Source organism: Chloroflexus islandicus (assembly GCF_001650695.1).
GTDB classification, from domain to species: domain Bacteria; phylum Chloroflexota; class Chloroflexia; order Chloroflexales; family Chloroflexaceae; genus Chloroflexus; species Chloroflexus islandicus.
Genome location: NZ_LWQS01000042.1, coordinates 13,839 through 27,602 on the forward strand (window position 1 = coordinate 13,839; position 13,764 = coordinate 27,602).

Here is a 13,764-nt window from a genome sequence, read left to right on the forward strand (position 1 = left end):
CTACTGCGGTTGGTTGCAGCGTCGTAGGGTGTGTACTTCCCTGCTATAATACGGCGGAATGAGTGAACGTCATTTCGCAGACCAGAAACGAGTAGCGCCATGGCCAAAATATTGCAACACCTGCCGGTTGGTGAGAAGATCGGCATCGCCTTTTCCGGCGGCCTCGACACCAGCGCCGCGATCCACTGGATGCGCGCCAAAGGCGCGATCCCTTACGCCTACACTGCTAATCTTGGCCAGCCTGACGAGCCTGACTACGAAGATATTCCGCGCCGGGCCTTAATGTACGGCGCCGAGGCGGCACGGCTGATCGATTGCCGCCACCAGTTGGTGGCCGAGGGGTTGGCCGCGCTCCAGTGTGGCGCGTTCCACATTTCCACCGCTGGCCTACCCTATTTTAACACGACCCCGCTGGGCCGTGCGGTCACTGGCACCATGCTGGTGGCGGCGATGCGCGAAGATGGTGTCAATATCTGGGGTGATGGCAGCACCTACAAGGGCAATGATATTGAGCGGTTTTACCGCTACGGCTTGCTCGTCAACCCTGAATTGCGCATCTATAAGCCATGGCTCGACCAAGCCTTTATCGACGAGTTGGGCGGGCGGGCCGAGATGTCGGCCTACCTGAGCCAAGCCGGTTTTGAGTACCGTATGCCGGCAGAGAAGGCCTATTCGACCGACTCGAATATGCTGGGGGCGACCCACGAGGCCAAGGATCTCGAATTCCTCGACCGCAATATTACCATCGTCAACCCGATTATGGGAGTCGCCTTCTGGCGTCCTGAGGTGCCGATCGAGTACGAAGAGGTGCGGATCACGTTTGAAGAGGGCTTTCCGGTGGCGATTAACGGCGTGACCTTCCCCGATCACGTCGCCTTGATGGCCGAGGCCAACCGGATCGGCGGTCGGCACGGGTTGGGCATGAGCGATCAGATCGAGAATCGGATTATCGAGGCCAAGAGCCGCGGGATCTATGAAGCGCCGGGCATGGCGTTGCTCTTCATCGCCTACGAGCGGTTGGTGACCGGCATTCACAACGAAGATACCATCGACCAGTACCGCGAGTACGGGCGCAAATTGGGCCGCTTGCTCTACGCCGGGCGCTGGTTTGACCCGCAGGCGATGATGATCCGCGAGTCGTTGCAGCGCTGGGTGGCCCGCTTGATCACCGGCGAAGTGACAATTGGCCTGCGCCGCGGCAATGACTACTCGATCCTCGATACTAGCTCGCCGAATTTGACCTACGATCCCAGCCGGTTGACGATGGAGAAGGGGGAAGCCAGCTTTACCCCGCAAGATCGGATCGGCCAGTTGCACATGCGCAACAACGATATTGCCGACACGCGCAAGAAACTGATGGTCTACCTGCGCACCGGCTTGCTCGGCGATAGCGGGGTGTTGCCGCAGCTCGCCCCGCCGTCCGGCGACGAGGATGCGCCATCGGCGTAAAGCGCGCGCTTGGTAGACACGTACTTTGCCTCCTTCTCCCGCACTGTGGGAGAAGGAGGCAGCGGGGCGGACAGAACATATGGTTGCGTACAACCGTTAGTCGCTGGGCAATGCCGCAAAGCCCCGGGCTGCGCTTCCCATCACCCCTCCCCCTGCGAGGGAGGGGCACGGAGTGGGGGCATGGAGCCGAATAGCCACAAAGATACGCAAAAGGCGCAAAAATCGTACGTTTTTGTGCGTTTTGTGTCTTTTCGTGGCGATGCCGCTAGCCCTCACCCCCCGACCCCCGCTCCCACCTGACGGCGGGAGAGGAGGAGCCGCGCGATGGACGGGCGAGGCATTGCTTGAGCGGAACGCAGCAGCGCCCCTCTCCCGCGACGCGGGAGAGGGGACGGGGGTGAGGGTCTATGTACCGCCGAGGTCGCAGCACGCTCCCCCTTCGGCGGAAAGGTTCCGCTCGCGTGCTCGCGGGGGATTGCTTCGCTTCGCTGCGCTCCGCTCGCAATGACAACCGGGGTGTGGCGCTGCCGATCTTTTGTCATTGCGAGGGCGCGCAGCGCCCTCGCAATCTCCTCCTTCAGCGCATGATATGCCTGAGCGGCCAACCCTCCCCCAGCGGGGAGGGGCACGGAGTGGGGGCACGTTTGTAACGCCGAGGAGGCAGCGGGAGAATAGCCACGAAAAGACACAAAAGGCACAAACAATTAAAAAAACCTTTGCACTCTCTGCCTCCTTTGCGTCTTTGCGTGTGAATCCTCTGCGCCCTTTGCGCCCTTCGCGCCTTTGCGTTTGCATCCTTTGCGTTCTTTGCGGAACCGGACAGCCGTCCGGCTCTCCTGCGCCTTGGTGATGACTCCCTCCCCCCCCGGCCTCCTCGCCCGCCGTTAGGCGGGCGAGGAGGAGCCGCGCAATGGGCGGGCGAGGCATGGCGGGAGCGGAACATCGCAGCTTCCCGCTCCCGCGCCAGTGGGAGCGGGGTTGGGGGTGAGGGCCACCCCTCCCCCAGCGGGGGAGTGGCAAGGGGTGGGGGCATCAGCCCGCGCAGCGGGCTTTGTAACTCGGCTGTACCGTTGAGGTCTGGGACGTCCCGACTGGGTGGGGGGCATCAGCCCGCGCAGCGGGCTTTGTACCCCTAGCCCGGCCCTTCCGGGCCGGGTGCCGGATCACACGCTCTGCTCCCCGCTCCCGCACCCGTGGGAGCGGGGTTGGGGGTGAGGGCCACCCCTCCCCCAGCGGGGGAGGGGCAAGGGGTGGGGGCATCAGCCCGCGCAGCGGGCTTCGTACCCCTAGCCCGGCCCTTCCGGGCCGGGTGCCGGATCAATCATCTCAGAAAATTTGTGTGGTTTGTGTCTCTTCGTGGCTATGATCGCTGCGCCAACGCCGCCTGCAACGTGCTAAAGGTACGGATACTGCTCAAATCTACACCGAGCGAAACCAGCGTCTGCGCCACCTCGGGCCGGATTCCAGCCAGCATCACCCGCGTCCCCATCAATCGCGCCGCTTCCACAAGCTGAATCAGGCCTTTAGCCACCTGTGTATCGATCACCGGCACGCCGGTAACATCGATCAACAGCTCACGCGCGCCAGTCTGCTCAATCTGTTCGAGCGCATGCTCCTGCATATCGCTCAAGCGAGTGCTATCAATCGCGCCAATCAGCGGCATGACCAAGGTGGTATCGCGCACCGGCAAGACCGGCACACTCAGCTCGCGGATGGCCTGCCGCTGCTGTTCATTCTCAGCCAGCAGGCGGGCCTGTTCCGCTGCGCGCAGCTCGAGATCGCGCAACGCTGTTTGCAATGCCGCCGTGCGCTGCGCAACTTGCGTTTCCAAACTAGCATTCAATTCTGCTAACCGAGCTGCACTCTGCCGGGCATCCTCGCGCAGCCGCCGCGCTTCTTGCAGAGCGCCATCGGTAATTTTCCCGCCGACAAAGGTGAAGAGTGCGGCGCCGATTTGCAAAAAGATCGCCGCCGCTTCCAGCGAGGTTTCAATTGCATTGGCGAATAGCGGTACCCCGGCAATATTCCACGCAATAAACAATCCCACGACATTGATCGCTAAGACGACCCATATCAGTGCTGGGCGCAGGGTCAAGCCGGCGACGAGCAAGGCAAGGATCAGGTAAAACGGTGAGGTGAGCGGGCTGGTTGGCGAGGCTGCAATGATGATCGGGGCTAAAATGGGCAGGATGATAAAGGTGATCAGAATGAAACCGCCGAGATTGACCCGGCCCAACCGGGTGACGGTGATAGTCACAAGATAGGCAGTAATGCCGATCGTAATAATGGCAACCCCACTGAGCGCAGTATCGCTAAGCAAGCTGATCGGGATGGCGAGTACTGCTAACCCAATCATCACCAGTGCCACGATGATCGTGGTACGCCCGCGGCGCAGATCGTCTTCATTCGTGCTTTGAATCTGGGTTAGCCACGCAAAGAAGGATTGCATAACTTCTCCTGCAAGCGTGTGCAAGGATCGGTCTGTAACCCCAATTATACCTTTTTTGGTGTCGCTCTGTTACGTGCCGTATGGTTCCTGAGCCACTTACCGTTGGGCTAACGCCACCTGCAGGGTGCTCGCGGTGCGCACCTCTTGGAGGTCAATGCCGAGACTCACCAAGCGTTGCGCCACTTCCGGCCTGACTCCGGCCAGCGTTACCCGTGTTCCCATGAGCCGGGCAGCAGCAACCAGTTGCAGCAAGCCTTGCGCGACCTGCGGATCGATGGCCGGCACGCCGGTGATATCGAGCAGCAGATCACGTGCGCCAGTCTGGGCAAGCTGGCCGAGCGCCTGTTGTTGCAGATCAGCGAGGCGCGCCGGATCGAGCGGGCCAATCAGCGGCATCACCAAAGTGTTAGCGCGCACCGGCAAGACCGGCACGCTTAGCTCGCGGATGACCTGCCGCTGCTGCTCATTCTCGGCCAGCAAGCGGGCTTGGGCCGCCGTGCGCTGTTCGAGATCGCGCAATGTCGTTTGCAATGCTGCCGTGCGCTCCGCGATTTCTATTTCTAACCCGGCATTGAGCGCTGTAAATCGGAAGGCGTTCCGATTGGCTTCTTCGCGTAACCGGCGCGTTTCGCGCAACGCCCGCGCAGTAATGGATCCGCCCACAAAGGTAAAGAGAGCCGTACCAAACAACAACAGGATCGCAGCACTCTGGAGCGAGATCTCTAAGGGGCTGGCAAACAGCGGAATGCCGGTAAGCCGCCATGCAATGAACAGACCGGCCAGATTGAACAGGAATACTAGCCACACCAAGGCCGGTTTCAGCACCATCCCAGCAATGATGATGGGAAAGGCTAGAAAGAAGGGCGAACTATACGAGGTAGCGTTATCGTTTGCAAAGCCAAACGTAGCCATCAGCGTGAGCAACGAAATGGTGGTGACAAAGGCAACCCCGCTTACCGCTACCAACCCTTTCCGGGCAAGAATTATCACCGCCGTGTAGACCACTAGCCCGAGCAGATTGACCGCGATAAGCGCAAATGCGGTTTGCGGCGTTGCGAACAGCACTAATGGAATGGCGATGATCGCCATGGCATTGGCAAACAACGCTAATACCACGATCACCCGCCCGCGCCGGACAACATCTTCGTTGCCGTGCTGGATCTGCATCAACCACGGGAGTAACGATCGCATCCTGCCTCCTCCGTGGATAGAGCTGCGTAACCTGTATCCCAACTGTATTGTACAGCGTCGCTCAGTTGCTGCAACGCTCTCCAATGCCGCTGCCGTTATCGATTAGTACGCTGCTCCTATCTCCTGTCGTTACCGTATGCCCCTTCCTGTAGAGCAACGACGGGTCTCTTTCGCCCCTCGGCATCTGCGCCTAGGCACGGTACAGTGACATCAAGAAACGGCTTTGCCACTCACTCTCATTCTAGCCGAGCGAGGCCGCTATGCGTACCAACCTTCTGCTCAGCCTGCTGCTTTGCTTGGTCATCGCGCCTATCCCCACCCTCCACGCCGCCCCTCAAGGGGAACCGAACCTGCCGCTGCCGGTTGATGACGTACTGATTGCCCCTACGCCGGCATCACTCGCGTTTGCCGTCGATAGCGAACAAGACCTGCGTTTGCCGAGCCAATACCTCGCAGGGCGCATTGCTGTACGGTTAGTGCTGCCTGAGAGCAACGGCGTGGTTGATCCTTCGAGCGAAGATTGGACGACAGAGCAGATCGAGCAGGTGACTGCCCAAATGCGCGCTGCCCTCGATTGGTGGCGTGAACGGTTGCCCGCTGCCCGTCTCGAGTTCGATCTAGTGGTGCAGACTGTGCCGACCCGCTACGAGCCGATTCGCTACGGCTTGGCGCAAGAGGGCCTTTGGGTTAGCGATGTCTTGCGGGCGTTGGGCTATACTAGCAACAACTATTTTGAACAAGCCTTCCAAGCGGCGTTTGACTTGCGCGACCAGCGTGGCGCTGATTGGGCGACAACGATCTTTATCGTCAATAGCGCGCGTGATGATGGTTACTTCGCCGATGGCCGCTTCGCGTATGCCTATCTCAATGGCCCCTTTAGCGTGATGACCTCTGACGGCGGCCCGTACAGCACCCAGTGGCTGCGGGCAGTGATTGCCCACGAATTTGCCCATCTCTTCGGCGCGCTTGATCAATACAGCGCCGCCGGAGTTAGATGTGATCAGCGCAGCGGCTATCTATTTGCCCCCACGACCAACAGCATGTTCAACAACTGTGGCACGAGTGAGCCGAGTATTATGCGGGAATTGATCAACAGCTTCATCACTGGCGCGGTTGACGCCTCGGCGCGGGCGCAGCTTGGTTATCGCGATAGTGACAGTGATGGGATCATTGATGTGCTCGATACGACACCGTCGCTGACACTGGCTGCCGTGCAGCAAGCGCCGGGCCAGCGTCCGCTGGTTGAGCTGGCGGCGCGCGATCTGCCCTATCCTTCGCCGGTGCAACCTGATGTGAGCGTTAATCCGATCACCGCGATCGAGTATCGCGTGGATCAGAGCGACTGGCAATTCGTTGAGCCAGTGGATGGGACGTACAATAGTGTTCGTGAGATGGCGCAGTTCGAGCTGCCGCTCTATGATGGCGAGTATGTGGTGGAGTTTCGCGCACTCAATCTGGCCGGCAATGCTTCTGCGATCATCACGCAAACCGTGACGGTCAGCGGGCTTGGCCCGGCGCCAGAATACCATCTCACCGGACCAGCGCGTCTGAATGGCCAAACCCTCATTATCCACGCCCAAGCGCCACAAGCGACCCGCGCCGTTGAGGTGAGCCTCCATCGCGCCTTTACCAATGCACTCCGCTTGCCCTACGCGCCTGAAATAACGTTACCGCTGAATAACGATCTGTCGCTCGCTACGGTACCGCTCGCGACGACCACGATGTACGTCCGGTTTATCGATAGCGCCGGTTTACCGTCGCTGGCCTATGCCGTGCCAATTGAAACGCCGCCGGCGCAACACCACGTGATGATCCCGCTTGTATCGCGGTAATTTGGATCGATAATCGACGCTGGCATGCAACCGCCGGCCCATCGCAGGATGTGGCCGGCGCAAAATTTTGCAAAAAGTGTTACCGTTTTTGGCTGGCCAAACCGGTATACTACGTTTATCGATCCTGTTGTAGTTTGGAGAGGAATGCAGTATGCGTTATGCCCGCCATCTCAGCCTGTTACTGCTGGTTGGAGTGCTGCTGGCCGGCTGGCCCGCCGTGGCGCCGGTTGCACAATCGGCGAACCCCTCGGTCTTTGGTGCGAATACCCACATTGCTGCGAGCTACCCCTTCCCCGATTCGCTGAACCGGCCCGCCGACGTGATTGCCCAGAGCAGTCTTGGCTGGGTGCGCGAGGAGTTCCAATGGGGCCGGATCGAACCGCGTCCCGGCCAATTTGATTGGACGTTCACCGATCGGGCGGTGAATGAATTGGTGCAACGCGGGATCAATATCGTAGGCCTGCTCAACCCGGCGGTGGGTTGGGGTACGCCCGATCCGGCTGACGACAACATTCCGCCTGAGCAAGGCAGTTTCTACCCGCCTGATCCGCAACTCTTCGCCAAGTTTGCCGCAACCGTGGTCAACCGCTACAAAGATCGCGTGCGTTATTGGCAAGTGTGGAACGAACCGGATAATGCGGTGTATTGGCGGCCAGCGCCCAACCCGGCAGCGTATGCTGCGCTGTTGCGCGCGGTCTATCCTGCGATCAAAGGCGCAGATCCGGGCGCGACGGTGCTAGCCGCCGGCATTGTCTCGCCTGAACCAGCCGGCTCGTTCTTGCAAGCCATCGCCGACAACGGCGCGTGGGGATCATTCGATATCATTGCGCTGCATCCCTACACCGATCCGCTTGGCCCGGAAGCCGGTTCGATCGATACGGTCGGGATTGGCGCGATCCAGACACTGGCCGCCCGGCTCGGCCCCAAACCGATTTGGGTGACTGAATTCGGATGGGCCGACAGCCCGACCGATCGCACCGGCGAGCAGGCATTTGATGTCGAAACGCAAGCGAACTATCTGATCCGGGCGATGGCGCTGTTGCGGCAGGCCGGCGTCGAGCGGATCATCATGTACCGCTTCAAGGACATGCAACTGCGCAACGGCGCGCCGTTTAACGCCTACGGCCTCTTGCGCTACGGCAGCGGGCAAGCCGATTACAGCCAATTCAAACCAGCCTTCAACGCTTTCCGCACCCTCAACCAGCAGGTAGGCGGGCGGCAGCCGCTTGGTTTGCGCCGGTTGAGCGAAGCGCGAGTCGCGTTTGACTTTGAGCGAGCGATTGCGTGGCAAACCTTCCCCACCGGCAATGGCTCGATTGGCCAGAGCAGCGCACAGGTGCGCAACGGCGGCGGTGCGGCTGAGGTGCGCTACCGCTTCACCACTGCTGGCAACGATTACGTCAGCTTCACGCCGCGCGAAGCCATCACCTTCCCTGCTGGCACGACCCAGATTGGGCTTTGGGTGTATGGCGACGGCAGCAGCTTTGATCTCAAAGTGCAACTGCGCGATTCGCAAGGCGAAATCTTGCAATACCGGCTCGGCAAGATCGGCCCTCCCGGCTGGCAACAACTGGTGGCGGCGGTGAATGGCCCTGTCGAACCGGGCAACCGGATTCGCTTTGTCGATGGCAAACTCGACGGCGAGATCACGTTGCAGGCAATCGTGATTGACGACGATCCCGACAGCCGCACCGGTGAAGGCGTGATCTACCTCGACGATCTGACCGGCTATAGCGGGCCGGAAGCCTACGCTGCCCGTTTCGCCGCCGATCGCGGCGTGGTTGAGGTTATTTGGGCGGTTGATGGCGGGCAGGTGCGCATTCCTAGCGCCGACGCCGAAGTGACGATCATTGATCGCGACGGCGGGCAACGCCGGCAAGCCGCACCGGGAGGCATCTTGACCCTTGATGTCGGGCCACGCCCGATCTACCTCGTCTATCAGCCGGGAGCGGCCCAGCCGCAGCCGCAACCACCTGCGCCACCGCAACCCCCAGTGAGCGGCGGCTTCGTGCCGGCCAACGGCGCCTTTGCTGACGATGCAATGCGCAACGTCTGGCAGCGCACCGACCAACCGGTGGCCGGCGGCGCACCGGGTTTGCGCCCGCGCTCGTGGATTTGGGGGCCGCAACCGATCAGCGGCGCGATGCGCGAACCATACGCGCAAAGCCCCGGCGGCAGCCGCTTGGTGCAGTATTTTGACAAGAGCCGGATGGAGATCAACAATCCAGATGCGCCGCGCAACCAGTGGTACGTCACCAATGGCTTGCTCGTCGTCGAGATGCTGACCGGGCGGATGCAGCTTGGCGATGCCCAGTTTGAAGATCGTGCCCCGGCCAACGAGGCGGTGGCCGGCGATCCGGCTACCGTCAACCCCAATGCACCGACCTACGCCACGCTGCGCAGTGTCGCCTTCCCGGTCAACCAAAACCGCGCGCCGGATCAAACCGGACAAGTGGTGACCGCCTTCCTCAACCGCGATGGCACAGTGATTGAGCGACCCGATCTGGCCCGCTACGACGTGCGAATCGGTCGCTACGAACCAACCCTCGGCCACAACATCCCGCAAGTCTTCCTCGACTACTTCGCCCAACAGGGAGTCGTGCTCGAAAATGGCCGGTATGTGAACCGCCAGATCATCGACTGGCTCTTCGTGATGGGCTTGCCGATCAGCGAACCCTACTGGGCGCGGGTCAACGTCGGCGGCGTTGAGAAAGATGTGCTGATGCAGGCCTTTGAACGGCGCGTGCTGACCTATACCCCCGACAACGATCCGAATTGGCGGGTCGAGATGGGCAACGTCGGGCAGCACTATGTGCGCTGGCGGTATGGCCCGTAGGGGCATAGCGTCGCTATGACTCTACGGGCATAGCATTGCTATGCCCCTACGGGCCGCCACATGGCGGGGCAATGTTCCCTCATTGCCCCGCCATGCTATGATATTCTGCGGTATAATTACTAGCGCCTACTTGACAGGGGCGCAGGAATGCGGTATAGTTGTGCTTGAAAAGGTTGTAGATAAAACAATGTTTAGCACAACTATTGCCGTCCAGCGCAGGGGAGGGAAACATCCCCAAATGCCCTTTGGTTGGCCCTTGCCTGACAATGGCGAGAAGCAATGCCGGCCTCCATGTATACCTGTTCTCCTTCCCGGCTGCGCGTGATGCGCTCCTGTTGAATGCGTAGAAAGGAGGTGGATCGCATTCAATTGTCGCATACCGCTCAGTTACTGCCGGATTTGTTCGCCCGTTAGCACAAATTTCCCTTCACAGTGCTGTCGTCGTCGTAGACACAGTTAAGGAGTACAACCGTGAATGCAATGAAGCGTGCCTTGATCGCTATGTTCCTTGCCGCGGCCATGATGCTTGCGGCGTGTGGTGGCGGCCCAACGGCCCAGCCGACCGCTGCTCCGGCCCAGCCGACCGCTGCGCCAGCCGAGCAGCCGACCGCTGCTCCGGCCCAGCCGACCGCTGCTCCGACCGGCCAGCAAGTGACGATCCGCATCTGGCACCAATGGGATGGTGCGTACCTCACTGCGATTGAGCAGGCGTTCCGCGACTACGAGGCTTCCCACCCGAACGTAAAGATTGACCTCTCGAAGCCCGAAGATGTGAGCAACGCGCTCAACGTGGCTATCCCGGCTGGTGAAGGCCCCGATATTATCGGGTGGGCCAACGACCAGATCGGCCAGCAGGCGCTGGTGGGCAACATTGTCGCCCTCAACGACTACGGCATCACCGAAGACTTCCTGCGCAGCACCTATGAGCCGGCGGCGGTCAACGGCGTGATCTGGCAAGGCAAGATTTGGGCCTTGCCCGAGACGCAGGAAGGCATCGCGCTGATCTACAACAAGAAGGTGATCGGCGATATGAAGCTGCCGGCTAACCTCGATGAGCTGTTGCAGATGGCGAAGGACTTCCGTGCAGCCAATCCTGACAAGACGTATGTCTGCAATCAGGGCTTTGGCGGCAGCGATGCCTATCACGTTGCCCCGATCTATTTCGGCTACGGCGTGCCGAGCTACGTTGATGACGAAGGAAATGTCTACGTCAACACTCCTGAGATGATCAAGGGTGGCGAGTGGCTGGCCGAGATGAGCAAGGTCTCGTTCAGCGAGCAGAGCTACGACATCTGCAAGGCGGCGCTGGCCGAGGGCAAGGCGGCGATGTGGTGGACCGGCCCGTGGGCGATTGCCGGCATCGAGCAGGACGGCGTTGATTACGGCATTCTGCCGCTGGGCAAGCCCTTCGTCGGCATCAAGACCCTCATGTTGACCCGCAATGCGGTTGAGCGCGGCAACGCCGAGGTGGCGCTTGACATTATGAAGTACTTCACCAGCGCCGAGGTGCAGGCCAAGCTGGCGCTGACCAACAAGACGGTGCCGGCGGCGACTGCGGCGTTGAAGAATCCGGAAGTGGCGGCGTTGCCGACGCTGGCCGGCTTTGGCGCGGCGTTGAATGCTGGCGTGCCGATGGCGAATACCCCGTTTGCCTCGGCCCAGTGGGGCCCGGTGGGTGATGCGAGCGTCGCGATTTGGACGGGCACGCAGTCGCCGGCTGATGCGCTGGCTGCCGCCGCGCAGGCGATCGAAGCGGCCATTATGCAGATGAAGTAAGGTGGTGGCAGCAGGGCAAGCTTTACGCCTTGCCCTGCTGCGTCGTCAACGTTGATGATGAATATGAGCCGGACCTTGTCGTCCGGCTCACTCGCTACCGTCGCGCCGGTCGGGCGCCCGGCGTCCGCTCAATGGCCTTCCGGCTGCTTCCAGTGAGGTAACGCACATGGTGTCGTGGTCTAATCGCCGCAAGGCGCTCACCGTTTTGCTCTTCACCGGGCCCACCATTATCGGCATTCTGCTGTTTAATATCTATCCCATTCTGCTCAGCGTTTATACCTCGTTTACCAATCGCAACCGTTTTCGGCCCAATCCTGATTGCAGCGTCTTCCTCACCGGTGTGCTTGACCCGTTGTGTTGGCCGCAGTTCCGCACCAGTGCGCCAGTGGGATTAGGCCAGCCCTACCGTTTGCAAGACCCCATTTACGCTAATTACGCGAATCTGATTGGTAATCTCTTCACGCCAGAAGCGCTCGGCGCAATGGCTGCGATTGCGCTCTGCTTCGTGCCGCTGATTGCCGCATCATTTGTTAATCGTCGCCTCAACCAGATGCTGGAACCGCCGGTTTCGCCGCGTCTCGTCTGGCTAGGGGCGTTGGTGTTGGGTTTTATTCTTGCCACTGCCGTCAATGTAGCGCAGGCGTATGATACCCTGATGCGCACCGGCGATTTCGTGGTGGTGGTCTTCCGCACTCTGCTCTTTGTCATAGCGCGCGTGCCGTTTAGCTTTTTGCTTGGCCTCACCTTTGCGCTGATCTTGAATAGTGATAACCTCCCCGGACGCACCATCTTCCGGGTGTTGTTATTTGTGCCGTGGGCAGCCTCATCACTGGCAATTTTGATGGCCTTGATCTGGCAATTTTTCTTCCGCGAACAGGGCACGATCAATCAAGTGCTGGCGTTCTTTGGCTTGTCCGGGTTTGCGTGGCTGCGCGATCCGGTCAGCGCGTTCTTGATTGTTGTGCTGGTTGATACGTGGTTCTCGTACCCCTTCTTCATGATCGTGATCCTTGGCGCGTTGCAGTCAGTGCCACGCGATGTTTATGAAGCGGCTGAACTTGATGGTGCGTCGTGGTGGCAGCAATTGACACGCATCACCTTGCCGCTGATCCGGCCAGCGGTATTGCCAGCCACGGTGCTGACGTCGATCACTGCGTTTCAGATGTTTGGCACGGTGTGGGCTATCACGCAGGGCGGGCCGATCAATGAGGTTGGCCGGCCCGGCGCGACTGAGTTTGTGATTGTCTATGCGTACAAGCAGATCTTCCAAACTCAGAATTACGGGAATGCGACCGCTTTTGCCGTCATTCTCTTTATTTTCCTCTTTACCGCGACGCTCTATAGCCTGCGGCTAACGCGCATCACGAAAGGGGCCTACGAGTCATGATCCGCAAACCTACTCGACCGGTTTTGATCTTGCAGTACACCATCCTGATCCTTGGGGTGTTGTTTGCCGTCTACCCGCTCTGGTTTGCCTTTCTGGCTTCAGGCCGCACCGGCGACCGGCTGTATACTCTCAACCTGCTCGGTATGTTTATTCCCACCGAGTGGACGTTTGAGAATTATCGGGCGATGATCTTTGACCGCCCGCTGCTGACGTGGTTGCGCAATAGCCTGTATGTGGCCGGCGTGACGACGGTGGCCTCGCTGGTGATTACGACCTCGGCGGCGTTTGCCTTCTCGCGGTTTAAGTTTTATGGCCGCGAGTTTGCCCTTATTCTCCTGCTGGCTATTCAGACCTTCCCCGGCGTGTTGAGTCTGGTGGCGGTGGCGCAGTTGCTGACGGCGCTCGGCTTGTACGGTAAGCATGAGGGTCTGATCCTTGCCTACACCACCGGCACACTGGTTTTTAGCACGTGGAATATGAAGGGCTATTTCGATACGATCCCTATCGAGCTAGAAGAGGCAGCGATGATCGATGGCTGCGGGCCGATCCAGTCATTTATCTTGATCGCGTTGCCGTTGGCGCGCCCGGCCTTGGCAGTGACGGCACTGCTCGGTTTTCTAGCCGGTTGGGGTGATTTTATCTTCGCCTCGGTGTTGGTACCGGCTCCCGACAGCATGAAACTGGTGGTGCCCGGTCTCTTCAGCTTGGCCAATAGCCAGAGCGTGCCATGGGGCAACTTTGCTGCCGGTGGGTTGCTCATCATTCTGCCGACGATCATCGTCTTCTTGATGCTCCAACGGTTCCTTGTGTCGGGGTTGACGGTTGGCGGTGTCAAGGGATAGGC

At 60.1% G+C, this 13,764-nt stretch carries 8 protein-coding genes; 6 read left to right on the forward strand and 2 right to left on the reverse strand.

Translation table 11 applies throughout. The features are described 5' to 3' along the window. Positions 1 to 99: 99 nt before the first annotated feature. The gene (gene argG / locus A6A03_RS06745) at positions 100 to 1,449 is read left to right on the forward strand and encodes an argininosuccinate synthase (protein WP_066785339.1); all 1,350 of its coding nucleotides are present in this window, start codon (positions 100 to 102) and stop codon (positions 1,447 to 1,449) included. Positions 1,450 to 2,809: 1,360 nt separating this feature from the next. Here argG and A6A03_RS06750 read toward each other — a convergent pair. Together A6A03_RS06750 and A6A03_RS06755 are read right to left on the reverse strand one after the other, a co-directional pair. Further along, positions 2,810 to 3,898 carry an STAS domain-containing protein gene (locus A6A03_RS06750; RefSeq protein ID WP_066785342.1) on the reverse strand — a complete coding sequence of 363 codons (1,089 nt, stop codon included), beginning with the start codon at positions 3,896 to 3,898 and terminating at the stop codon, positions 2,810 to 2,812. A gap of 96 nt (positions 3,899 to 3,994) precedes the next feature. Beyond that, entirely contained in the window at positions 3,995 to 5,089 is a 1,095-nt protein-coding gene (locus tag A6A03_RS06755; RefSeq protein WP_066785343.1) for an STAS domain-containing protein, read from the reverse strand. Between the two features lie 260 nt (positions 5,090 to 5,349). On the opposite strand from A6A03_RS06755, the gene A6A03_RS06760 reads away from it, so the two are divergent. From A6A03_RS06760 to A6A03_RS06780, 5 genes are all read left to right on the forward strand, one after another. After that, the gene (locus tag A6A03_RS06760) at positions 5,350 to 6,921 is read left to right on the forward strand and encodes a zinc metalloprotease (RefSeq protein ID WP_066785345.1); all 1,572 of its coding nucleotides are present in this window, start codon (positions 5,350 to 5,352) and stop codon (positions 6,919 to 6,921) included. Positions 6,922 to 7,072: 151 nt separating this feature from the next. After that, positions 7,073 to 9,757 (forward strand): flagellar filament outer layer protein FlaA, encoded by a 2,685-nt coding sequence (locus A6A03_RS06765; protein ID WP_066785347.1) that lies wholly within the window; start codon positions 7,073 to 7,075, stop codon positions 9,755 to 9,757. 480 nt (positions 9,758 to 10,237) lie between these two features. Then, positions 10,238 to 11,533 (forward strand): extracellular solute-binding protein, encoded by a 1,296-nt coding sequence (locus tag A6A03_RS06770; protein WP_066785352.1) that lies wholly within the window; start codon positions 10,238 to 10,240, stop codon positions 11,531 to 11,533. 166 nt (positions 11,534 to 11,699) lie between these two features. Continuing rightward, positions 11,700 to 12,920, forward strand: a complete 1,221-nt coding sequence (locus A6A03_RS06775) for a carbohydrate ABC transporter permease (protein WP_066785353.1) — start codon at positions 11,700 to 11,702, stop codon at positions 12,918 to 12,920. Then, a complete protein-coding gene (locus A6A03_RS06780; RefSeq protein WP_066785357.1) occupies positions 12,917 to 13,762 on the forward strand; it encodes a sugar ABC transporter permease in 846 nt (281 codons plus the stop codon). The genes A6A03_RS06775 and A6A03_RS06780 overlap by 4 nt, the downstream gene beginning before the upstream one ends. Positions 13,763 to 13,764: the final 2 nt, after the last annotated feature.

Excerpts from the sequence above, each read along its gene's own strand:
- A6A03_RS06760 (WP_066785345.1), top strand. The coding sequence starts at position 5,350 with ATGCGTACCAACCTTCTGCTCAGCCTGCTGCTTTGCTTGGTCATCGCG.
- argG (WP_066785339.1), top strand. The coding sequence starts at position 100 with ATGGCCAAAATATTGCAACACCTGCCGGTTGGTGAGAAGATCGGCATC.
- A6A03_RS06770 (WP_066785352.1), top strand. The coding sequence starts at position 10,238 with ATGAAGCGTGCCTTGATCGCTATGTTCCTTGCCGCGGCCATGATGCTT.
- A6A03_RS06755 (WP_066785343.1), bottom strand. The coding sequence starts at position 5,089 with ATGCGATCGTTACTCCCGTGGTTGATGCAGATCCAGCACGGCAACGAA.
- A6A03_RS06750 (WP_066785342.1), bottom strand. The coding sequence starts at position 3,898 with ATGCAATCCTTCTTTGCGTGGCTAACCCAGATTCAAAGCACGAATGAA.
- A6A03_RS06765 (WP_066785347.1), top strand. The coding sequence starts at position 7,073 with ATGCGTTATGCCCGCCATCTCAGCCTGTTACTGCTGGTTGGAGTGCTG.
- A6A03_RS06775 (WP_066785353.1), top strand. The coding sequence starts at position 11,700 with ATGGTGTCGTGGTCTAATCGCCGCAAGGCGCTCACCGTTTTGCTCTTC.
- A6A03_RS06780 (WP_066785357.1), top strand. The coding sequence starts at position 12,917 with ATGATCCGCAAACCTACTCGACCGGTTTTGATCTTGCAGTACACCATC.